Here is a 22,028-nt window from a genome sequence, read left to right as displayed (position 1 = left end):
CATAGGCTTTAAATTCACCAAAATATTTCGTAATCGCTGCTGTCAACGAAGTCTTCCCATGATCAACGTGACCAATCGTTCCTATATTAACATGCGGTTTCGTGCGTTCAAATTTGCTCTTTGCCATTTGAGCTCTCCATTTTCCATCCAAATCAAGGATTAAGTTAAAATTAATGACCTAAAAATTACGCGTATTTCTTCTGAATCTCCAAAGCAACAGCCGAGGGGACAGGCTCATAATGATCAAACTGCATTGTATACTGTGCACGCCCTTGACTCATAGAACGAAGAGTATTCACATAACCAAACATATTTGCCAAAGGAACCATTGCATTTACCACTGTAGCAATACCACGAGCCTCGGTTCCTGAAATCTGACCGCGACGAGAATTGAGATCACCAATAACATCACCAACATAATCTTCAGGAGTTACAACCTCTACCTTCATAATTGGCTCAAGAAGCTGCGCCCCAGCCTTCTTTGCCCCATCACGAAAAGCTGCACGAGCAGCAATTTCAAAAGCCAACACAGAAGAATCAACATCGTGATAACCACCATCGACCAGAGTTGCTTTTACACCAAGCATAGGGAACCCTGCAAGAGGACCTGACCCCATAACACTCTCAATCCCCTTCTGAACACCAGGAATATATTCTTTTGGAACTGCACCACCAACCACTTTTGACTCGAAAACGAAGTCATCACCATCATGAGGCTCAAAAATAATTTTCACACGCGCAAACTGCCCCGCACCACCAGATTGCTTCTTGTGTGTATAATCAATTTCTGCCATTTTTGTAATTGATTCACGATAAGCAACTTGAGGCTGCCCAATATTCGCCTCAACCTTAAACTCACGTCGCATACGATCAACAATGATATCAAGATGAAGCTCACCCATTCCAGCAATAATAGTCTGCCCAGACTCTTCATCAGATTTCACGCGAAACGAAGGATCTTCAGCTGCCAAACGATTAAGGGCAATACCCATTTTTTCCTGATCCGCTTTTGTTTTTGGCTCAATCGCAATCTCAATAACAGGCTCTGGAAAATCCATCCGCTCCAAAATAATAGGCTTTAGAGGATCACAAAGAGTATCTCCTGTTGTTGTCTCCTTAAGCCCCGCAAGAGCAACAATATCACCAGCAAATGCCTCCTCAATATCCTCACGAGAATTTGAATGCATTTGAAGCATACGCCCCAAACGTTCTCTTTTTCCCTTCACAGTGTTTTCGAGAGAAACACCCTTTTGAACTTTACCAGAGTAAACACGACAAAAAGTCAAAGATCCAACAAAAGGATCATTCATAATCTTAAAAGCAAGCATAGAAAGCGGAGCACCATCTGAAGATTCACGTATCGCCTCGGACTCTGTTTTCACATCAACCCCCTTAATTGCCGGAATATCAACCGGAGAAGGAAGATAAGAAACAACAGCATCTAAAAGTGGCTGCACACCCTTATTTTTAAAAGCTGTACCACAAAGAACAGGATGAAACTGAACCTCTATCGTTCCCTTTCGGATAAGAGCAATAAGCTGCTCATCCGTTGGCATAACACCCTCAAGATAAGCCTCTGTCGCCGCTTCATCAACCTCAACCGCCATTTCGATGAGCTTTTCGCGATATTCTTCTGCCCTCTCTTTTAAATCAGAGGGAATTTCATCAACCACCGCAGAAGCACCAATAGAACCATCCCATCTCAATGCCTTCATCTCAACAAGATCTACAACACCTTCAAAATCATTCTCAGCACCGATAGGCAACTGCAAAACAAGAGCCTTAGCCCCCAAGCGAGAACCAACCATTTCCACACTACGGTAAAAATCAGCACCTATCTTGTCCATTTTATTAACAAAAACCATACGTGGCACACGATACTTCTCAGCCTGCCGCCAAACAGTCTCCGTCTGAGGCTCCACACCAGCATTCGCATCCAACAATGCTATCGCCCCATCAAGAACACGCAAAGAACGCTCAACTTCAATCGTAAAATCAACGTGCCCTGGCGTATCTATAATATTAAAACGTCGCTTGCGACCATCACGCCCTTCCCAAAAAGTCGTCGTTGCAGCAGATGTAATCGTAATACCACGTTCTTGCTCCTGCTCCATCCAATCCATCGTAGAAGCACCATCATGGGTTTCACCAATTTTATGATTCTTACCTGTATAGAACAAAATACGCTCAGTCATAGTGGTCTTACCAGCGTCAATGTGCGCCATAATACCAAAATTACGATAATCTTCAATTTTATATTCGCGAGCCATTCTATTTGCCTTAAGTTTTAAACACACTTACCAGCGATAATGAGAGAATGCACGATTAGCTTCAGCCATACGATGAACATCCTCACGTTTTTTTACTGCAGAACCACGATTATTGGCCGCATCCATTAATTCACCAGAAAGACGACTAATCATCGTCGTTTCATTACGCCCACGCGCTGCCGAAATCAACCAACGAATAGCAAGAGCTTGACGGCGATCTGGACGAACATCAATTGGAACCTGATAAGTAGCACCACCAACACGACGCGAACGAACCTCAATATGAGGAGCAACATTCTCTAACGCCTGATGAAACAGAGCCACAGGATCTGTCTTCACTCTCTTCTCAACAACATCAAGCGCACCATAAACAATACGCTCAGCAACTGACTTTTTACCATCAAACATAATGGCATTCATAAATTTCGTAATAACCAAATCACCAAACTTTGGATCCGGATTAATTTCACGCTTTTCTGCTCTATGACGACGGGACATCGGCTTTGTCTCTCAATATTATTTTGGACGCTTCGCGCCATACTTTGAACGACGCTGTTTACGATTCTTGACACCCTGAGTATCAAGCAAACCACGGATAATGTGATAACGAACCCCTGGCAAATCCTTCACACGACCACCTCTAATCATAACAACAGAGTGCTCTTGAAGATTATGCCCTTCCCCAGGAATATAACCAATCACCTCAAATCCATTTGTCAAACGGACCTTAGCAACCTTTCGAAGCGCCGAATTTGGTTTCTTCGGCGTCGTTGTATAAACACGCGTACAAACCCCACGCTTTTGCGGATTTGATTGAAGAGCAGGAACCTTATTGCGCTTAACCGGCACAACACGTGGCTTGCGAATCAACTGATTTACGGTAGGCATGCAACCTTCCTCTTTTTGATTTACGTTCGTCTTGCCCTCTTGGGCTTTTCTATTTCCATCTATTCCGATAAAATCGGAGCAAATAACTAAACTCACACACAAAATCGGGCAGCACTGCTAAAAACAGTTTACCCGACCATAAGCAGAGAAGGCAATAGCCTTTTGCACTAGCATTTGCTTTTAATCTTTTAAAACCCACTTAAGTGACCTTTGGAACAAAAACAAAATTTCCAAAACCACTCTCACATCGGCTATGTGTTTTCTAATAGCGGGAACACAGGCATTCGTCAAGAACTAAACATAAGAAAGTTTTTAAAAATCAAAATAAATGGAATTTTAACACTTTAATTTCGTTTTTACAGAAGTTCTTGATAAATAAAATCCTCACAATAAGTATCTCTCTCATACAAAAAACACGACATTATAACTTAACACGATATATTGTTGGATATATTTATGAACATTGGAAAGTAGCAATTAAACTTGCACAAATATTTAATAAGATGGGAACCATGAAAATAGTAACGTGGAATATTGCTGGAATCAAAGCAAGACATGAAACATTATATCAATGGCTACAGCAAAACCAACCTGATATAGTCTGTTTGCAAGAAACTAAAAGCACTGATGAGAACTTTCCACGCAATGCAATTGAAGGGTTAGGGTATCACATAGAAACACATGGACAAAAAAGTTTTAATGGCGTTGCGATTCTTTCTAAAAAAACACCTGATGAAGTTGTACGGCGATTACCTGGCAATGATAATGATGAACAAACACGCTACATTGAAGCAGTTTATTCAACCAATAAAGGTGTTATTCGTGTTGCATCCCTCTACCTCCCCAATGGGAACCCTATCAACAGTGACAAATACCCTTATAAAATGGAATGGATGGAAAGATTATATACCCATGCAAAATCATTGCTTGCCTATGAGGAGCCTCTTATCCTCGCTGGTGATTATAATGTTATTCCCACCTCATTGGATGCAAAAAATCCTCAAGAATGGAATCATGATGCCTTATTCCTTCCACAAACAAGACAGGCATTTCAGCGCATTCTTCATTTAGGCTTTTATGACGCTATTCGTAATGTCACAGAGACCCCTTCATTCAGCTTCTGGGATTTTCAAGCTGGTGCATGGCGTAAAAATAACGGGATTCGTATTGATCACTTACTCTTATCACCAGAAGCTGTCGATCAACTTATTTGCACCTATAGCCAAACAGAAGTAAGGGGATATCAAAAAACATCAGACCATATTCCCGTTTGGGCTCATTTTAATTTCGATTAATAGAGTAAAACACCTAATTTTATTAAAGTAAAAAAATAATCCCACCTAAAATATAAATGTGCTACACGATGTGTGGAAATATACTTAGAAATAAAACAAAAGCGAGAAATCGTACATGAATGGAGGACATAATGAAAAAATCACTGTTACTATTTATTGCAGCAACTACCCTTGGACTAACAAGTGTCGCAGGAGCTGGAAATGATACACTTGAGAAAATAAAAAAGACAGGAGAGATCACCCTAGGTGTCCGAGAATCATCCGGTCTAGCCTATGCCCTTGGTAATGACAAATATGTAGGCTTTCACACAGAAATGGCAGAGCGTATCATCGATGATATTTCAAAAAAAATTGGGAAACCAATTAAAATTCATTATCTTCCCATCACATCACAAAATAGAATCCCGCTTTTGAAAAATAGTACCTATGATTTTGAATGTGGCTCCACAACAAATGATGTTGCCCGTAGTAAAGAAGCCGCATTTGCTTATACCACTTACGTTGAAGAAGTCCGTATCGCCGTTAAGAAAAACTCTCACATTAAATCTCTTGCTGATTTAAATGGCAAAACAGTCGCAACAACCACCGGTACAACGTCTGTTCAGCTTATCCGTAAAAATAAACGTGCAAAAAATATTCACTTTAATGTTGTGAAAGGTAAAGACCATGGAGACAGTTTCTTATTGTTAGAATCTGGTCGTGCAGATGCATTTGTTATGGATGCTTCAATTCTTGCTGGCCATATTGCCAAATCAAAAAATCCATCTGATTATGTGATCCTTGATCCAGTACTTTCAGTCGAACCCATCGCTTGTATGCTTCGATTAAATGACAAAAACTTTGAACAAACAATCAACGATAGTATTGTGCGCCAAATCAAAGACGAATCACTTGCAAAGCTTTATGATAAATGGTTTATGAAACCAACGCCGCCTACAAATACTATTGTCAACCTCCCCTTATCTAAAGCAACAAAATATGCTTGGGAACATCCAAACAATAAGCCACGGGAAAGCTATAAAGAAAACAATTTGTAGAATTCTTAAAAAGGATAACCACACTCTTTAAAAATTGAGTGTGGTTATGTTCTAGTTTATTTTTCAATAAAGTTTGCTGATATAAAATAGCTGATTTATTGTTCTATTTATAAATAACTCAATTTAGGAAATATAAATCAATGGACTTTTCTTTCCTTTGTAGAGATGATCTTACTCAAACACTGGTAGCAGGATGCCTTGGAACCCCTAGTGTGAGCCATACCTATTTAGATACACTACTCGATGGCTTTAAAAATACAGTTTTATTATCCGTCTCCTCATTAATTCTAGCTGTATTTTGTGGTGTTGTTATAGGGACGATACGCACTCTACCTAATACCTCCATAATCAATCGCCTATTACGCATTATCGGTAGTATCTGGGTGGAAATCATGCGTAACATTCCTTTGCTTGTACAAGTGTTTTTATGGTATTTCGTTGTACCTAAAGTGTATCCGCCAGCGATGAACTTTTCACCTATTCTCTTAATAACATGTGCCTTAGGATTCTTTACCTCTGCTCGTATCGCCGAACAAGTCCGCTCAGGTATTGAAGCGACTCCTTCTGGACAACGTTATGCAGCCATGGCAATGGGGTTCACAACATATCAAGTTTATCGCTATATCATATTACCGCATGCTATACGCACAATTATGCCCCCACTCACTTCAGAAGCAATGGGGATTGTGAAAAACTCATCTATAGCATTCGCCGTTTCAATCAATGAACTGATGCAGTTTCAATACCAAACAATTGAAGAAGTAAGTCATGTTTATGAGAATTATCTCATTGTAACGATCCTTTATATTCTTATAGCTCTCTTTGTCTTCATTATTATGACAATAATTGAACAAATGCTTAAAATCCCTAACTTTAGAACCGAGGAAAACTGAATATGATAGACTTCATAAGCTCCCAGTTTGGATTTTCTTCTCCTTTCAATTTTTCAGACTTTGATTTTTCATTTTTTACTTTTGATATATTCTGTTCTTATATCCTATCAGGTTTACTCTTTAGCATTTTTCTAACCCTTTTTTCCACAATATTAGGACTTATTTTTGGCACACTCCTAGCAATGATGCGGCTTTCTTCTGTAAAACTGCTCTCTTGGCTTGCAATAATTTATATAACCGCCATGCGCTCAATACCGCTCGTTATGGTTATCTTATGGTTTTTTGTGCTTTTGCCTTTCCTAACTGGAACATCAATCGGTGCAAATAAATCTGCACTCATCACCTTTACCGCATTTGAAACTGCTTATTTCGCCGAGATTATGCGAGCTGGTATAAATTCTGTTTCACAAGGACAAAAACATGCTGGGCAAGCTCTTGGCATGACATATTGGCAGAATATGTACATTGTTATTCTTCCCCAAGCCTTTAGAGACATGCTGCCCGTTTTTTTTACACAAGTCATTATCCTTTTTCAGGATACAACGCTTGTCTACGCAATCAGTGGCAATAGCCTCTTGAACGGTTTTGATATTGTTGCTAACAACTTTGGTGTAAAGCAAGAAGCTTATGTTTTAGCCGCTATTTTCTATTTTGTTATCTGTTTTACACTGTCTCAGATAGTCTTGTATTTACAGAAAAAAATATCCATTATCCGCTAATAGGAAAAAAAATGTCTACACATATGATCGAAATAAAGAATGTTTCCAACTGGTATGGAGAAGTTAATATTCTTAAAGACTGCACAATCAATATTAATAAAGGGGAAGTTGTTGTTGTTTGTGGACCATCAGGTTCAGGGAAATCAACGCTCATTAAAACAATTAATGCTCTTGTTCCTTTTCAAAAAGGTGAGATTTGGATTAATGGAACACCCGTTCATTCAAAAAAAACGAATCTTCCTAAATTGCGCAGCCATGTAGGAATGGTCTTTCAGCACTTTGAGCTTTTCCCACATTTATCGGTCACAGAGAATTTGACCATTGCACAAATCAAAGTATTAAAGCGCAATAAAAAAGAAGCACTTGAACGTGGTTTGTTGTACCTTGAACGCGTTGGACTCACCGAACATAAAAATAAATACCCTGGTCAACTTTCTGGAGGCCAACAACAACGTGTTGCTATTGCTCGCGCCTTAACTATGGATCCACTCATTATGCTTTTTGATGAACCAACTTCCGCTCTAGATCCTGAAATGGTAGGTGAAGTATTAGATGTCATGATCAGCTTAGCAGAAGAAGGTATGACGATGATTTGCGTAACACATGAAATGGGTTTTGCGCAAAAAGTTTCTGAACGTGTTATTTTCATGGATCAAGGAAAAATTCTTGAAGACTGCTCATCTAAAGAGTTCTTTTCTAATCCACAATCCAGAACACCAAGAGCACAAGACTTTTTATCCAAAATCCTTAGCCATTAATCTTTGCTCTACTATAAAATACTCTCTTTCTATATTGAATCACTAAAGACGTGTTGTTGTAGAATGTTCAAAATTATTATTTTTTATAATATCAGGGATCAAAGAGAGTGCCGTACATCTTTCGAATTCATTACAAAGAGCAAAAGAACGCTCTTGCAGAGGATCAGTCCAATTTCGATCTTCTGCCCTAGCTTTTCCATAAGCTGCTGTTAAAACATCGCGGTACTAAACGCTGTTTTTCCTTCTTGAATCGGCACGTTTTCAAACATTGCTTGAGCTGAAGGATTTTTTTTCTGAAAACTAAAAGCAGCGTGCCTTCTTGTACAAGATTTTTCTGCCCCCCCTGTTCCTTTGAAAATTTTTTCCTACATAACATTGTGCTTTGGGATTCCCATAGTTCACTGTAGCCCGCATAGAGAAAAGATCGCATAAGAAGGATTGGGATTTACAGCTGATTGAAGAATACTTCTTCTTATATAATGCGCAAGTTTAACCAATGCATCAGAAACCTAACTCTCATCCTCCGAACCAAGATCAATCCCTTCTTCAACAACATGTGCCAAAAATTGTATGCTGTATAATCATCTTCAGGAACAGCATCACCCTTTATATAATACAACCAAGTTCCTAATTTGCACCAATACTCCCCATATCTACAGCATAACATAATGATAAAAGTGCTTGATCTATTTCCCCATTTTTATAAGCAGCTATACCACGTTTAAAAGTGCATGAATTATCAATAAATTACTGTACACCACTTTCATCTGTTACATAAGCTGTAGAAAAAGCCCCCAATAAAGTAATCATAATCGCTGTCCTTTTTCCCTTTATCTCGGTTTAATCATGACATCTGCTACAAATTTCTTTGTACAGATTGAAAATTTTTGGAGTAAGAAAAACAGGACATTTTAAAATGAGAATTCTAGCAGAAAAGAAAATTTACCCCAAATATCCGATAAAAAAAAACCTTATTTTATAAGCAAAAAGTTGATTTTTAAATATAAATCATCATTTCAAATTTCATATCAGATTTCTTGATATTATAGATATCTCATTATTTCAATATTCTATTATGAAAGAGAAAAACTGCTTAATAGACAAACGCACATACTAAAAAGCAGTTTGAGAATAGATGTCATATGTGAGGAATAAATTTTTAAAATGCGAGAATAATATACCGCATAAAAGACAAAGAAATACATTACTCTTTTCATCATCTAAAGGGTAAAACGCCCTATCCGTACCGATCTGTAAATAACCAGACTTCTCTCGAGTAATTTTCACCTACATCTCAAAGTCGTTTACTTCATAAACCCCGCCTAAATATCTATACCTCTGTGAAAAAAACACCTCAAATAGTCAAGTTTTATCATTGCTCTAAATCACAGTATTTTTATAGAACAATAGGATAATATGAACTCACAACTTCATAAACGTAAAAACACTCTAAAACTGCCTAGAGTTTTTATTTATAACATCAGTAAGAGAATACCAAAAATGAAAACGGAAATACAGAAAAACACTCTTTATAAAAAACATAAATAAACGAGCATAATAATTGAAGTAAAGACGAAAACAGCAGAATAAAAAGCGTAACTACGCCAACCGCTCTAAAGCAACAGATATTTTCTTCTGCGCAGCACGCAATTCCACAATTCTATTACGCTCAGCCTCAATGATTTCCGGTCTCGCATTTTCTATAAACTTAGGATTATCTAATTTAATCGATATTTTTTCAATATCCTGTTCAATTTTACTAACGTCTTTTTTTAAGCGAACACGTTCAGCTTCCAAATCAATCAATTTCCCCAATGGTAAACAAAAAATTGCTTCTCCAAAAATCATTTGCGCAGAAACAGATGGAACTTTATCAGAGAAATCTATCGTTTCAATACGTGCTAACTTTTTCAGAAGAGCATCATAACGTTGTACACGCTTCTGCGTTAATTCCCCACTCTCTACAATAATGAGAGGTGCCAGCGTACCTGCTGGAATATTCATTTCAAAACGTACAGATCGAATTTCACTAACAACATCAATAAGCCAATTAATATCAGCAGCAGCCTCTTCATCGATAAACGTTTCCTCTGGCCATGATACCAATGCCAACATATCCTCACGTTTCATACCTGATGTTTCTGTAAGAGACCACAACTCCTCCGTCATATGAGGCATAAAGGGGTGAAGAAGCTTATAAACCTGATCCAAAACCCAAGCAGTACATGCCTGAGCCTCACCTTTAGCATCCTCATTGGAACCTTGAAATACCGGTTTGAGAAGTTCCAGATACCAATCACATAAGGTATGCCAAATAAAACGATAAAGTGCGCTAGCGGACTCATTAAACTTATAATTTTCAATGCCAGTAGTCACTGCCAAAACAGTTTTAGAGAGCTCTGTTAAAATCCAACGATTAAGTGCAAGTTTTGCTTTTTCTGGCTTAAAAGCAGGATCATGCTTAACACCGTTCATCTGTGCAAATCTGGTAGCATTCCATAATTTGGTAGCAAAATTACGATAACCTGCAATACGGGAGGGATCAAGTTTAACATCACGCCCCTGTGCCGCCATAATCGCCAAAGTGAAACGAAGAGCATCGGCACTATATTGATCAATGAGCTCCAAGGGATCGATAATATTCCCCTTTGACTTGGACATCTTTGCGCCCTTCTGATCCCGAACGAGAGCATGCACATAAACGGTTGGAAAAGGGACATCACCCATGAAGTGAATTCCCATCATCATCATACGAGCAACCCAGAAAAAGATAATATCAAACCCTGTAACCGATAGAGATGTTGGATAAAAGGTAGCGAGTTCCGTGGTTTTATTTGGCCAACCTAGTGTTGAAAAAGGCCAAAGAGCGGATGAAAACCACGTATCTAAAACATCTTGATCACGGGTTAATTTCACCACTTCACCATAATGAGAGAAAGCAGAAGCCAAAGCTTCTTCTTCACCTTTTTCAACAAAAACTGTGCCATCAGGACCATACCAAGCGGGTATCTGGTGCCCCCACCATAATTGACGCGAAATGCACCAAGGTTGAATATTTTGCATCCAATTGAAATAAGTTTTTTTCCAACTATCGGGAACAAATCGCGTTTTCCCTTGCTGAACAGCCTCTATTGCTGGCTTTGCTAATTCTGCAGCATGAACATACCATTGATCTGTCAAGAATGGTTCAATAGGTACCCCACTGCGATCTCCATGAGGAACTGTGTGTGGATGATCATCAATCGCTGCTAAATATCCTTTTTCTTCCATCAAGGAAACAATCCGACTACGTGCGACAAAACGATCAGCTTGATCTAAGTTTTCCACTAATAGATTTAATTCATCGGATAAAGTTAAACCATCAAAAAATGCTTCATTTTCACGCAGGAAAATCTCCGCTTTTTTTGTAAAAATATTGATCAAACGCAAATTGTTGCGCTGTCCTACTTCAAAGTCATTAAAGTCATGTGCTGGCGTAATTTTTACAGCACCACTTCCCTCCTCAGGATTTGCGTAATCATCACCAACAATCAACAACCTACGACCAACAAGGGGCAAAAGAGCATTTTGACCTATAAGATTTTTATAACGATCATCTTCAGGATGAACTGCAATTCCTGTATCACCAAGCATTGTCTCAGGCCGCGTTGTCGCAACCGTTATAAAAGTTGTAGCATTATTGGGGTCAAAAACCTTGCCTTCAAGTGGATACCTAAAGTGCCACAAACGTCCCTTAACTTCTTTTTGCTCAACTTCAAGATCTGAAATAGCCGTTAACAGTTTAGGATCCCAATTAACAAGGCGTTTATCCTTATATATCAATCCTTGCTTATAAAGCGTAACAAAAACTTCACGAACAGCCTCAGACAAACCTTCATCCATTGTAAACCGCTCGCGCGACCAATCACAGGAAATACCAAGACGACGCAGCTGATTAGCAATAACTCCCCCAGTTTTGTGACGCCATTGCCAAATACGTTCAACAAATTTCTCTCTACCCATTTCTTGTCGTGTTGGCTCTTTACATTCTGCCAATTGACGCTCGACAACCATTTGCGTAGCAATCCCTGCATGGTCCATGCCAGGTTGCCATAAAACATTCTTGCCACGCATTCTCTGGAATCTGACCACAATATCTTGAATCGTTGTATTCAGCGCGTGCCCCATATGGAGGGAACCGGTAACATTGGGAGGCGGAAGCATAACGCAAAAAGGTTCAGAATCACTTTTTGAACCTACTCCCGCTTCAAAGGCACCACGAGCTTCCCATCTTTTTGCAACTCGTTGCTCTATAGAAGCAGCATCATAGTTTTTTTCTAACATTCTACTCATCCATAACGCCGCTGAAAAACATATGATCTAAAATGTGATCGCACTTATCTAAAAGAATAAACTTCCACCCTGCGTCTAGAAAGACGCAAAACTCTCCTAAAATAAAATGAAAATCACAAAAATAAAAAGTTAAGATGATCTCTTAATGGCTTTAACAATCTCTTCACGTAAAATACTCTCAAGCAAAACAGGCAATTTACTTTGCAACCATTCTGCTATAGCCGGACGCAAGACATCTTTTGCAATTTTCTCAGCAGAAGAAAGACAATACTCAGATAATTCTACATGACCAACCGCCGCATTTTCTGAGTGAGAGACATATGCCTCATTACCATATTCTTTTTCTTTATGAACAGAACGCTGCTCTTCAGAAGAAAGTTTTACCTTTTGCATATCCACGCCAACCGTATTATTTTCTGCCTCTATATTCTCTTTCTCTTGCGTTAAAGAAAAATCTTGATTTTCAGAAGAAAGACCAATTCGATCCGCCAAAGCCTTCATTGCATCATCAACCGATAAGGTCGTATCATAAACACTCTCTGGAGCCACCCCCGCATGATCTGCGGAAGCCTTTACTACAACACTGTCATTTAAAAAGTGTTCAGGTTGAACCGTATTTTCTTCGATTATTTCACGAATAGATGTCAAAATCTCATCCATACTCGGCTCACGTAATACGCTTGAACTCTGCACCATACTTTAAAACCTTTCAAAGACGCAACAAAAACAGAATCACACTTTATAGTGTAAGCAAAAGAATCATAAGATCAACATGATTCCCCCTATATTTTCAAACGTGACCGTCACCAACAAGGTACTACACACAACTTTCTTTGACTTACTAAAGTGCTCTCTTCTCCAACATACATAATTCTGGATTGATTAATCTTTTAAAGCTTAAAATTATTCACAGACTAAAAGCTATTTTCGAGCATTATTGAATATATTTAACCGCTTTTAAACCTAAATAATCTGCAGTCAATTTACCAATGGAAGATTGAACACCATAGCTGGCAACGATAGCATTACGTTCTGCTCTTGCAAGTGCAATCTGAGCATTAATGAGTTGAGTTCGAGAATTTAAGACATCCAATGTTGTTGCCTGTCCCACACGATTTTCTTGAACACGACCTTTAAGAGCAATTTCAGCAGCATGTACACTCTCCCGATAAGCGATAACAGATGCGCGTGCACCCTCTAACTGAAACCAAGCAGACGTGAGAGCTTGTCTTATATTACTATGAGCCAAATCAAGCTGAAGTTGGGCCTGTCCGAATTGTTCTCTAGATTGGCGAATTTGCGCGGATGTGCGCCCACCTTCAAAAATTGGAACACTTAATGACAATCCTATTGATTTAGAAACGCCATCCTCCCCAGCACCACTATAAATCTTATTATAAGATGCTGTTGCAGAAAAATCGACCTTAGGAAGCAATGCTCCCTCTTTTGCTTTTACATTGTAACGGCTAGCATCAACCAAATATTTTGCATAAAGAATTGCGGGATGCTGTGCAACACTCATTTGATAAGCAACATCAAGATTGATCGGCAAATTTTTTGCCATAGATGGATGTGTTAACTTTTCAGGATCAGAACCAATAATTTGCCGATAAACGGCCTCTGCCGATTTTACATCAGCACGTGCAAGGCTAAGCTCTGAAACAGCAATCGAACGGGCAGCTTGCGCTTGAGCAAGATCAACACGCCCCCCCTCGCCCACATCAAGCTTTGCTTTATTGGAACGAACTTGCTCTTCCAAAGCAGCCAAATTTTCTCTACGAAGATCAGCAATACGACGTGCTTGATAGACATTCACATAGGCGGTCACGGTATCGAGAAAAGTATCTTGTTCCACATTACGAAAATATTCACGCTGTGCTTGCAACTTAACCTGCGCTGAAGAAAACATATTTTGCGTGACAAAACCATCAAATAATCTTTGATTTAACCTTATACCGAAAGATCCAGAAGTAGTATAAGAACCCATCATGGGCTTGCTCCGCCCATAGTTTCCCATCCCCTCGATTTGTGGCAAGAGCCCAGAACGTGCAATAACCACATCATCGCTTGATATACGCACAGCAGCACGCTCACTATTTAATTTAGCATTGTGTATATAAGCTTTCGCAAAAGCATCCATCAATGTTTCAGCACAAACCGATCCTGAGAATAGAGCATTTAACACCAGCAACACACACGCCTGAAATTTCAGGTTTACTTTGAACACAATACACACAACACAAACCCCACATTCATTAAAATTATCTTTTATTTACAAACAAAACAAACACTAAAATATAAAATCAGGCGTTTTTAAAAAACAAGGAAGCGGTTTTACCGCAAGATTAAAAGCACGACGCGACGCAATAATCCCATCTTCTTTTACATAGATTCGTGCAACACCGGAATTACCACAGCCTTCAACTACAACAAGACGTCCTTGATCGTTCATTTGATCAAAGAGATTCTCTGGAATAAACTCAACAGCCCCCTCGATAAAAATCAGATCATAAGGCCCCCCAACAGCATATCCCTTCTTTAAAGCTTCATGAACCACAACAACATTATCATATTGATTACGCTTTAAAGTCTCAGCCGCTTGTTCTGCAAGATCTTTATGACTTTCTAATGCAATAACAGCTCCTGAAAGCTTTGAAAGCAACGCTGCACAATAACCACCATTGGCCCCAACATCTAAAACAACATCTGATGTTTTTACAGCAGCAAGCTGTAACAACTTTGCCAAAGCAGCAGGCCGCATTGAATAGCTGGCAGGCAACCCATTCTGCGCTGGAGATACAATAATATCGGTGTCAACATAACTTAAAGCTCTCATATCCTGTGATACGAAATCTTCACGTGGCACCATTAAAAACGCTTCAAGAACTGATAAATTCGTTACATCTACTGTACGAATTTGATTGTCAACCATTTTGCGGCGAAGTTCTGCAAAATCTGCACCCATCACGTCTCTCTTCTCCCACTTTAATAAAACTACAACAAAACGGCGATAATGAGAACCTAAAACACCTTACTGTGGGTGTTACAAAAAAGCACACTATAGTCAACAATGAGATTCTAGCCGCACATTCTCCTGATAAAACGCTTTACCGTCAAAAGAATCCTTTTATTTTCGTATTTTACCCCTAAAAGCCATTTTATTAATTGGCTGGAGGCCTCGCCCGGAATCGAACCGGGATACAAGGATTTGCAGTCCTCTGCGTAACCATTCCGCCACGAGGCCTCATGAAACATATCAAGTGTCAATAAGGGAAGGCAACGCATCCGTCAAGAGAGGAAATCTTCTCTGTTCTTTTTTCCTCTCCTTCTATAGTTTATGATATTTTTTTTTAAAAAAGCAATTTTATCCTTTGCAAATCAGTATTGCTTTGCTATAGCCCTTGCAGTTAAGTAATTGGGCACCGTGTTCCCCGGTAGCTCAGCGGTAGAGCAACCGGCTGTTAACCGGTTGGTCGCTGGTTCGAATCCGGCCCGGGGAGCCATTTTGTTTTTTATTGTGTATAAGTCATTGTTTTTACTAGTGTTTTTTAAAGATGAGGAATACTAGAATAAAAGTGACAGAATGTTTTTTCTCGCAAGCTCTTTATTAGAAGATTTTTCCCTTATTGATGTTCAATTATAATCTTTTAGATTTTTTTGGAAAATTTCTAAAAAATATATCAAAAATTTCTCAAAGAGACGAATCAGTCAGAAAACAATGGTCAAAGCTATATTTTCAGATATTATTTCTATGTGCTTCACGTACACAGATATTGTATCTTAAAAACTACGAGATAAATCCATTTTATCCTGTTTAAAATGCTATTCTTAAAACATCAATTATACTACACGGCATTCTATTCTTTAAATTGCCATGCATATCAAACAAAGCGCCCCCATTGCAATCATTAAGCATTAATATAGAACTGTAGTTAAATGAAATTTTCACGAGCTACTAAGTTTTCTCTACGATAAGTTAGCATAAGAAAACTAAAACACACTTTCTCCTTATCAAAGAGTCCTTCCTTTATCCATATTGTAGAAATAAAGACTTTATCAATAAATAGAAGAAAGTAGAGTTTTTAAGATGTCTCTACAATATATTATGGGAGAAGATACCTTTAAAAAATATTTATTCTATGCGAAAATCCAATGTTTCTTCACTTCTAAAAAATAAAAATCTTTAAAAACTTCTCTGCGTTTGCAAAAGCGTTGTTCGCTATTTCTCTTGCTTTCATTTACCTTGAAAAGAAATCGAAAAGAAAAATATTCCTAATATATGACCTCTTCTCAATATTTTACTTAAGCTGCCTTTTTTATTGACTTGCGACAATGAAAAGACTTAGCATGCTTTGCAGCTGCTTTTGCTTTTTTATGTCTTTCATTTGAAGATGAAGAAATTTTATCCTTTAATTGTTCGGTTTTATTTTTGCGATTTAAAAATTTCTTTTGACGTTTAGTTTTTTTAAAACGAGGCTCCTTGCCGTTTTCTTTTTCTCCATCTTCTGGCATAATCGGTTTTATTGGAAATGCCGCAAACTGTCTTGGAACTTCTTCACGCGTTAATCGCATACGAATCAAGCGTTCTATAGCACGCAATCGCGTTCTCTCTATTGCCTCATCAAAAAGTGTAAGTGCTTCCCCAGATGCACCATTTCGTCCAGTACGACCAATACGATGCACATAGCTTTCAGCTTCATCTGGTAAGTCATAATTAATCACGTGGCTTATTCCTAGTACATCGATACCGCGCGCAACAATATCTGTTGCAACAAGAATCCGTACTGCTCTCTCACGAAAAGCTTTTAGTGCAGATTGGCGAGCATTTTGTGATTTATTTCCGTGAATTGTCGCAACTAAATAGCCTATTTTGCCCAAACTACGTGAAACAGTATCAGCACCGTGTTTCGTTCGCGTAAAAACAATAACTGAGGAAAAAGCTGGATTCGTCAAAAGTTGACTTAAAATATTCTTTTTTTCACGCGTAGAAACACAATATAATTTTTGAGTAATTTTACCAGCAGCCGTTCCTTGAGGAGAAATCTCTATTTTTACTGGATCATTAAGCAAATTCTTTGCGAGAGTAACAATTTCTTTCGGCATTGTTGCAGAAAAAAGTGCTGTCTGATGCTCTTGATGCAAAAGCTTTGCGATATGCTGTACATCATGAATAAAGCCCATATCTAACATACGATCTGCTTCATCTAAAACTAAGAAACGAGATTGAGAAAGATCAACACACTTTTCACGAACAAGATCTCTTAAACGCCCTGGTGTTGCTATTAAAACATCCACACCTGCTGTCATGCGTTTAATTTGTTTTAAGCGTGATACCCCACCAAAAATAAGACATGTCGAAAGATGTGTTCCTTTGGAAACAGCACGAATTGTTTCATCGATCTGAACAGCGAGTTCACGCGTAGGAGCCAAAATCAAAGCGCGTGCAGTTTTAGGACAACGTTTATCACCCAAAGCTAAAATCTGACTCAAAATAGGCAAGCCAAATGCTAAAGTCTTTCCAGAACCTGTCTGAGCGATACCTAAAATATCGTTTCCTTTCAACATCATTGGAATAGCTTGTTCTTGTATAGGCTTAGGTTCATTTATCCCAGCAATGAGTAAGTTTTTAATCAAAAGAGTAGGCAAACCTAACTTGGTGAAAATATTTTCTTGTTTGATGTGCAAAATAAAATCTTTCCTTAAGCTTAATAACTCTAAACAAGTAATAAGCCAAATTTTTTCCTCAAGAACCCGCGCAAGGGAAATCTTGACATATTAAATCTGTAAAGCAACGCTAGAGTGAGCGCTTTGCGCAACCCATGAGAACCTTGAAATCAAGACAAAGGCATATAAACCCTTCTTCTACAAATAGCCGGCTAACCAGCCTCAATACCTTCGCTGTTATTATCGTTGGATAATGACAAAAAAGCAAGGATTTTACAAAAGTTATTTAATCCGAAGAACATTTCTTTATTATGGTTTCCTCTGGTAAATGTACGTTATTAAAATCTGGATAAATTTCTAGAAAAACTGGATTTTGTACGGTTTTCTGACCACCATAGATTAAATACCACTGCATTTTATCAAAAATCGCCAAAGTATTATATTCAATAATACGATCTTCCATTTCAAGAATCGTTGGAATCAAAGCATAAAAAGTACCATTAGCAGTTTGCAAATAATTGATATTTGTTTCATCTAAATGATAAGCATCAGCAGGCAAATCCTTAAATTGAATACGCAATCGTTTCAGAAACTTATTCCGTAAATTACTCTCTGTTGTATTCAATCGACGTGCCATCTCCTGATAAAGCCGATCAGGCATATAACGAGAAAGAGACGCAAAATCCTTCTTTTTTACAGCATCATTAGCATCAACAACTAATCTTGAAAGCTCAGCTTTTTGTGTTTCCGTTGGCTCAGATGCTAAACTCTGTTGACCAACACTCAAAAATAAAAACAGACTCAGTATAAAATAAAAAACAGACTTCATTTTTATATTTCTTTTTTCAGTAAAAATTTCAATTTCTTAAATGACAAAATCAAACAATGTTTGATCGTCGGTAATATCACGATAGCGCCAACCTAAATCTTGAAACTTTTCTTCTAATAGACGAAAATTATTATATTTTTTTGTCTCAATTGCAATCAATACAGAACCAAAGCTTCTTGCCGATTTTTTAAGATACTCAAAGCGCACGATATCATCATCCGGTGATAATGTGGCAAGAAAACTACGCAATGCACCAGGATGTTGTGGAAAACTAAAAATAAAATACTTTCTCAACCCTTGGAAACGCAGAGAGCGCTCTTTAATATCCGGCAAACGTTCAAAATCAAAATTACCACCTGAAATAATTAGAAGGATTTTTTTACCTTTCAACTCTTGAGAGGAAAGACTGTTAAGAGCATCAATGGATAAAGCACCCGCAGGCTCAAGAACTACCCCTTCGACATTAAGCATTTCAACCATTGTAGAACAAACACGATTCTCAGGAACTGTAATGACAGAATCAGCTGTAAATTGCTTAAGCATTGTGTAATTCAAAGCACCAATTTCAGCCACAGCAGCACCATCTACAAAGGTATCAATGTTTTCAAGCTTAACTCGTTCTCCACTCTTCAAACAGGCAAGAAAACTTGCAGCTCTTTGTGGCTCAACAAAACGAAGCTGCGTTTTCCAACCATATTCATATAAAAACTTACTCACACCACTAGCCAAACCACCACCACCAACCGGTACAATAATTAAATCTGGCTCACTCTCTCCATTGAGCTTTTTCCATTGCAAAACAGACTCACAAAGAATCGTTGCCTGTCCTGTAATAATACGAATATCGTCAAAAGGTGGCGCCATTATCCCCCCACTTTCCATAGCGAACGATTGTGCAGCCGCATAACATTGATCAAATGTTTCACCAACAAGACGAATATCAATAAACTCTTTGCCAAAAATACGCGTCTTCTCAATTTTCTGTTGCGGAGTTGTCACAGGCATAAAAATCACGCCTTTACGTTTAAAATAGCGGCAAACAAAAGAAACTCCTTGGGCATGATTCCCTGCTGAGGCGCAAACAAATGCAGCATCTGAAGATATCTTACCCAACATTTCTGAAACAAAATTGAAAGCACCACGAATTTTATAAGAGCGCACCGGTGTTAAATCTTCACGTTTTAAATAAATTTCAGCATCATATTTTTGACTAAGAAAGTCATTTCTTTGAAGTGGTGTTTCAGCAAACACATGATGCAAAGCTCTCATAGCTTTCGTTACGTCTTGAATAAATTTACTCATAACACCAATCATTTCATACTTTATTAATATTATTAAAAATCCTTCTAGCGACAAAGGTAACCATTGTCAGTCAAAATCTATCTCAACATGAAAAGTTTTTCTTTTATCATTAATTCTTGATTCAATAAAAAATATAGCTTATGAGGGAGCTCTTATCGCGGACGTGATGAAAACGGTAAACATAGCAGACTTAAAATCTGCCGGTCTAAGACCTTGCGGGTTCAAGTCCCGCCGTCCGCACCACAACATGTGGATTTTCCTTTATTTTTCAGTAATTTATTAGAAATAAATTAAATTGCTTTTTGCAACTCCATTATAATGCTATTAGATAGCCCTACAAAGATAGAAAAGTGCGAATCATATCTTCTTTTTAAATATTTTAGCTCTTCCTTCTCATCTAAAAGAGTTTCATTCTAAATAATCAACGTTTGAGTAATCTTCTATCTGCCCATCATCATTCTAAATTATTATAACCATTCCAAGTTTGTAACGCCTAATTTTCCATCAAGAAAATAGGCGCAGTACAAAAATAATAAAGGTCCTATCCAAGATAGGACCTTTTAAGCTATTTGATTTTTATAAAATTAGAATTTGTAAGCTACTCCAACACGAAAGTCATTCGTCTTATACTTAATTTCAATTTCGTCCTTAAATTTCTTTTTACCAAAATCTGAGTAACGATATTCCGCGCGCGCAATAAAATTATCTGTTATTGCAAAATCAATACCACCACCAAGCGTATAACCAATCATCGACTTTGTAATATCTGATGATGCACTAAAAGGATCATCTCCTGTAACTGATATTGACATGGTGTCTTGAAACTGCCCATAAGCAACACCAGCAGCGATATAAGGCATTATACGCCCCGTAGAAAACCCAACACGCACCCGTGTAGCGCCTGTCCATTTTTGCTTAAAACAATGATTAAAAGTTGCACCATTTTTTTCTTCCCCCACCCGATAAACTCCACCAACCCGTTTTTTTACAGACTGTACCTCTTTACCGTCATTTTCATGCCCTTTATCATCAGATCCAGAAGTACCATTTTCTTCAGTACCCGATTCAAAAGTTTTAGTGGTCGTTTTTGTATCTTTTCGATCTGTTAAAAGGATATCCGTATCAATTCCCAAAATAAAATTATTACCAAGATCAAAATTAAAACCAGCATAAAAACCACCTATAAACCCTGAAAGTTCGGGCATATACTCTTTATCAACTGGGACCCACGCTTTATTTCTACTTTCCTGATCAGGATAGAGAGGAACATCAACATCAGGCGTCATTGCAGAAATTTTGCTCGAAAAACCACCAATTTGTCCTCCAAAATAAAAACCTGACCAAGAAAAAGGTGGAGAAACAACAACTGATGAAGCAGCTGATACTGGCTCTTCAGGAACCACCACATCTGCTGCCTGTACTATAGAAGATGAAAACAAAGAAAAAACGGATGCTGTCACAAATTTTGTATTCATAAAATTATACCCCATTGCTAAATTCAAACATAATCAAAAATCACATCAGAAAAACAAAGCGTTATAAAATCTTATGCTGCAAAATTATTATGTACTCCTTTATAGTTATACTAAAACCTATCATTACATCAAATTTTAAGATTAGCAAATAAATTTTAATGCATTTTAAGCTATAATAGAAACAGTCTATAATTATTATTACAGAAATTTATCAAAAATACTTGTTATATTTTTAAAACAACAAAATTGAACAAATAAATATCTTATTTAGTGATAAGTAATATTTAAATGAGAATGATAATTGTTACAAAAACAATTATATATTATGTACAATTTAATATTTAATATAAATACAATAAATTCAAAAATTATTTTATATTTAATCTATATTTATAATATATATACGATATAACTTTATAAAGATTGATAACTAATTTTTATATAAAAATTAGATAATACTAATAAATAAAATTAAAAAAATAATTTAAATTACTGTATAATAATTATACTATATAAATAAGTTCACTAAATAATGCCATTACTATTATAATAAAATTGATTTACAT

The 22,028-nt window shown here is 37.5% G+C and carries 17 protein-coding genes and 3 tRNA genes; 7 read left to right on the top strand and 13 right to left on the bottom strand.

Features of this window, described 5'->3' with window-relative positions; translation table 11 throughout:
• The 4 genes from ABD917_RS04660 to rpsL all read right to left on the bottom strand — a co-directional run.
• Window positions 1-127 (bottom strand): GTP-binding protein (locus ABD917_RS04660; protein WP_234924853.1); only part of this gene is annotated, 127 nt, incomplete at its 3' end.
• Between the two features lie 58 nt (window positions 128-185).
• A complete protein-coding gene (gene fusA, locus ABD917_RS04655; RefSeq protein WP_345118938.1) occupies window positions 186-2,270 on the bottom strand; it encodes an elongation factor G in 2,085 nt (694 codons plus the stop codon).
• 27 nt (window positions 2,271-2,297) lie between these two features.
• Window positions 2,298-2,768 carry a 30S ribosomal protein S7 gene (gene rpsG / locus ABD917_RS04650; RefSeq protein ID WP_345118937.1) on the bottom strand — a complete coding sequence of 157 codons (471 nt, stop codon included), beginning with the start codon at window positions 2,766-2,768 and terminating at the stop codon, window positions 2,298-2,300.
• A gap of 18 nt (window positions 2,769-2,786) precedes the next feature.
• Complete coding sequence (gene rpsL, locus ABD917_RS04645) at window positions 2,787-3,158, bottom strand: 30S ribosomal protein S12 (protein ID WP_005865042.1); 372 nt, start codon at window positions 3,156-3,158, stop codon at window positions 2,787-2,789.
• Window positions 3,159-3,670: 512 nt separating this feature from the next.
• On the opposite strand from rpsL, the gene xth reads away from it, so the two are divergent.
• From xth to ABD917_RS04620, 5 genes are all read left to right on the top strand, one after another.
• Window positions 3,671-4,453 carry an exodeoxyribonuclease III gene (gene xth, locus ABD917_RS04640; protein WP_345118936.1) on the top strand — a complete coding sequence of 261 codons (783 nt, stop codon included), beginning with the start codon at window positions 3,671-3,673 and terminating at the stop codon, window positions 4,451-4,453.
• A gap of 131 nt (window positions 4,454-4,584) precedes the next feature.
• Window positions 4,585-5,490, top strand: a complete 906-nt coding sequence (locus ABD917_RS04635; protein ID WP_345118935.1) for a transporter substrate-binding domain-containing protein — start codon at window positions 4,585-4,587, stop codon at window positions 5,488-5,490.
• Window positions 5,491-5,630: 140 nt separating this feature from the next.
• Window positions 5,631-6,383 (top strand): amino acid ABC transporter permease, encoded by a 753-nt coding sequence (locus ABD917_RS04630; protein WP_345118934.1) that lies wholly within the window; start codon window positions 5,631-5,633, stop codon window positions 6,381-6,383.
• A 2-nt stretch (window positions 6,384-6,385) separates the two neighbouring features.
• Complete coding sequence (locus tag ABD917_RS04625) at window positions 6,386-7,102, top strand: amino acid ABC transporter permease (protein ID WP_345118933.1); 717 nt, start codon at window positions 6,386-6,388, stop codon at window positions 7,100-7,102.
• 11 nt (window positions 7,103-7,113) lie between these two features.
• Window positions 7,114-7,860 (top strand): amino acid ABC transporter ATP-binding protein, encoded by a 747-nt coding sequence (locus ABD917_RS04620; RefSeq protein ID WP_345118932.1) that lies wholly within the window; start codon window positions 7,114-7,116, stop codon window positions 7,858-7,860.
• A 1,599-nt stretch (window positions 7,861-9,459) separates the two neighbouring features.
• Here ABD917_RS04620 and ABD917_RS04615 read toward each other — a convergent pair.
• The 5 genes from ABD917_RS04615 to ABD917_RS04595 all read right to left on the bottom strand — a co-directional run bounded on the left by ABD917_RS04615 (window position 9,460) and on the right by ABD917_RS04595 (window position 15,436).
• Entirely contained in the window at window positions 9,460-12,183 is a 2,724-nt protein-coding gene (locus ABD917_RS04615; RefSeq protein ID WP_345118931.1) for a valine--tRNA ligase, read from the bottom strand.
• A 138-nt stretch (window positions 12,184-12,321) separates the two neighbouring features.
• Window positions 12,322-12,888, bottom strand: a complete 567-nt coding sequence (locus ABD917_RS04610; protein ID WP_345118930.1) for a DUF2497 domain-containing protein — start codon at window positions 12,886-12,888, stop codon at window positions 12,322-12,324.
• Window positions 12,889-13,126: 238 nt separating this feature from the next.
• Complete coding sequence (locus tag ABD917_RS04605) at window positions 13,127-14,428, bottom strand: TolC family outer membrane protein (RefSeq protein ID WP_345118929.1); 1,302 nt, start codon at window positions 14,426-14,428, stop codon at window positions 13,127-13,129.
• Between the two features lie 54 nt (window positions 14,429-14,482).
• Window positions 14,483-15,157: a protein-L-isoaspartate O-methyltransferase family protein gene (locus ABD917_RS04600; RefSeq protein ID WP_345118928.1), complete on the bottom strand. Its 675-nt coding sequence runs from the start codon at window positions 15,155-15,157 to the stop codon at window positions 14,483-14,485.
• A gap of 205 nt (window positions 15,158-15,362) precedes the next feature.
• Window positions 15,363-15,436: transfer RNA gene (locus tag ABD917_RS04595), tRNA-Cys, on the bottom strand.
• A 184-nt stretch (window positions 15,437-15,620) separates the two neighbouring features.
• Between ABD917_RS04595 and ABD917_RS04590 the strand changes: the two genes are divergently transcribed.
• Window positions 15,621-15,695 (top strand) — tRNA-Asn (locus ABD917_RS04590).
• Window positions 15,696-16,494: 799 nt separating this feature from the next.
• Here ABD917_RS04590 and ABD917_RS04585 read toward each other — a convergent pair.
• The 3 genes from ABD917_RS04585 to ilvA form a co-directional block, all read right to left on the bottom strand.
• Window positions 16,495-17,877, bottom strand: coding sequence for a DEAD/DEAH box helicase (locus ABD917_RS04585; RefSeq protein ID WP_345118927.1), 1,383 nt, complete (start codon window positions 17,875-17,877; stop codon window positions 16,495-16,497).
• 265 nt (window positions 17,878-18,142) lie between these two features.
• Complete coding sequence (locus tag ABD917_RS04580) at window positions 18,143-18,685, bottom strand: hypothetical protein (protein WP_345118926.1); 543 nt, start codon at window positions 18,683-18,685, stop codon at window positions 18,143-18,145.
• A 36-nt stretch (window positions 18,686-18,721) separates the two neighbouring features.
• Window positions 18,722-19,999, bottom strand: a complete 1,278-nt coding sequence (ilvA, locus tag ABD917_RS04575; RefSeq protein ID WP_345118925.1) for a threonine ammonia-lyase IlvA — start codon at window positions 19,997-19,999, stop codon at window positions 18,722-18,724.
• A gap of 145 nt (window positions 20,000-20,144) precedes the next feature.
• Here ilvA and ABD917_RS04570 point away from each other — a divergent pair.
• A tRNA-Leu gene (locus tag ABD917_RS04570) sits at window positions 20,145-20,230 on the top strand.
• Between the two features lie 341 nt (window positions 20,231-20,571).
• Here ABD917_RS04570 and ABD917_RS04565 read toward each other — a convergent pair.
• A complete protein-coding gene (locus ABD917_RS04565) occupies window positions 20,572-21,462 on the bottom strand; it encodes an outer membrane protein (protein WP_345118924.1) in 891 nt (296 codons plus the stop codon).
• Between the last annotated feature and the right edge of the window lie 566 nt (window positions 21,463-22,028).

Origin of the sequence: Bartonella pachyuromydis (genome assembly GCF_039543065.1) — a bacterium.
GTDB classification, from domain to species: Bacteria; Pseudomonadota; Alphaproteobacteria; order Rhizobiales; family Rhizobiaceae; genus Bartonella; species Bartonella pachyuromydis.
This window is presented reverse-complemented; position numbering and strand designations above follow the sequence as displayed.

Bases quoted from the DNA above. Each gene is read 5' to 3' on its own strand.
- rpsL (WP_005865042.1), bottom strand. From the start codon at position 3,158: ATGCCTACCGTAAATCAGTTGATTCGCAAGCCACGTGTTGTGCCGGTT.
- ABD917_RS04630 (WP_345118934.1), top strand. From the start codon at position 5,631: ATGGACTTTTCTTTCCTTTGTAGAGATGATCTTACTCAAACACTGGTA.
- ABD917_RS04615 (WP_345118931.1), bottom strand. From the start codon at position 12,183: ATGTTAGAAAAAAACTATGATGCTGCTTCTATAGAGCAACGAGTTGCA.
- ABD917_RS04610 (WP_345118930.1), bottom strand. From the start codon at position 12,888: ATGGTGCAGAGTTCAAGCGTATTACGTGAGCCGAGTATGGATGAGATT.
- ABD917_RS04620 (WP_345118932.1), top strand. From the start codon at position 7,114: ATGTCTACACATATGATCGAAATAAAGAATGTTTCCAACTGGTATGGA.
- fusA (WP_345118938.1), bottom strand. From the start codon at position 2,270: ATGGCTCGCGAATATAAAATTGAAGATTATCGTAATTTTGGTATTATG.
- ilvA (WP_345118925.1), bottom strand. From the start codon at position 19,999: ATGATTGGTGTTATGAGTAAATTTATTCAAGACGTAACGAAAGCTATG.
- ABD917_RS04600 (WP_345118928.1), bottom strand. From the start codon at position 15,157: ATGGGTGCAGATTTTGCAGAACTTCGCCGCAAAATGGTTGACAATCAA.
- ABD917_RS04635 (WP_345118935.1), top strand. From the start codon at position 4,585: ATGAAAAAATCACTGTTACTATTTATTGCAGCAACTACCCTTGGACTA.
- xth (WP_345118936.1), top strand. From the start codon at position 3,671: ATGAAAATAGTAACGTGGAATATTGCTGGAATCAAAGCAAGACATGAA.
- ABD917_RS04625 (WP_345118933.1), top strand. From the start codon at position 6,386: ATGATAGACTTCATAAGCTCCCAGTTTGGATTTTCTTCTCCTTTCAAT.
- ABD917_RS04565 (WP_345118924.1), bottom strand. From the start codon at position 21,462: ATGAATACAAAATTTGTGACAGCATCCGTTTTTTCTTTGTTTTCATCT.
- rpsG (WP_345118937.1), bottom strand. From the start codon at position 2,768: ATGTCCCGTCGTCATAGAGCAGAAAAGCGTGAAATTAATCCGGATCCA.
- ABD917_RS04580 (WP_345118926.1), bottom strand. From the start codon at position 18,685: ATGAAGTCTGTTTTTTATTTTATACTGAGTCTGTTTTTATTTTTGAGT.